The organism is Psychrobacter urativorans, from assembly GCF_904846695.1.
In the GTDB taxonomy this organism is placed as follows: domain Bacteria; phylum Pseudomonadota; class Gammaproteobacteria; order Pseudomonadales; family Moraxellaceae; genus Psychrobacter; species Psychrobacter urativorans.
This window is the reverse complement of record NZ_CAJHBR010000073.1, coordinates 1-780: the sequence shown is the minus strand read 5'-3', so window position 1 is coordinate 780 and position 780 is coordinate 1. Positions and strand designations below refer to the sequence as shown.

Annotated in this window: 2 protein-coding genes; both read right to left on the bottom strand. The window is 37.6% G+C overall.

Annotation, left to right across the window (positions count from 1 at the left end; all coding sequences use genetic code 11):
- A partial coding sequence (locus JMY09_RS14435) for a helix-turn-helix domain-containing protein (RefSeq protein ID WP_201622648.1) occupies positions 1-120 on the bottom strand: 120 nt, incomplete at its 3' end.
- 382 nt (positions 121-502) lie between these two features.
- On the bottom strand, positions 503-780 hold a 278-nt coding region (locus JMY09_RS14430), incomplete at its 5' end, for a transposase (RefSeq protein ID WP_201624640.1).

Here is a 780-nt window from a genome sequence, read left to right as displayed (position 1 = left end):
CTTTTTCCACTTCTGGATAGTCGTAGGACTGATATCATAGAAAACAGCAGCTTCAGCAAAGGTCATACCCTCATCTAAGCTTTTCAGGACTTGTTTGCGATAATCTAGGGAGTAAGTCATGGTCATTCATAGTAATAATCGTTTAGTTGACTCATTCTATAACATTTTTGAAGTCAGGTGACTATAAAGCCGTAGTTATATATGGGAATAGGATCTTGCATAGTGCCATGATGTTTTTCTAACTCAATTTAATTTAATTTTAAAAACAAGCTATTATATTCTTTATTTTTTCTAAAATCAGAAGGATAATAATCAGATGTATTTTTCATCTTTTTGCTGTAATATAGTCAATCCAGAATAAAAGAGATACAGCCCATATCATGAAACAGTTTAGGCAAATTATTCTCCATCCATCCTTGGCGCAGAAATTTTGCCTGTGCCCATTTCTTTTCCCACTCGAGCACAGCTCTCGTCTTGCGCTCGGGCAAAGCAGTGCTTTGCTTTATCCTCGCTCAGGATTCAAATCAGGGCTGTAGGGTGGCAACCAAAGGATACGATGACCATGCCTGTTAAGTAGCTTCTGGATACGTTTATTTTTATGGAACCTGGCATTATCCATAACAACCACACACTTGGTTTTAAGGCTTGAAATTAGCGTGAATTTGCACCAGTCATAAAATATATGGCTGTTGATATTCTGTTCAAAGTAATCAAGCGCAAATAGCATCTTTTCATACAGAGCACCGATGACGTTAGTTCGCTTTTTGGCTTGCCAGTTGT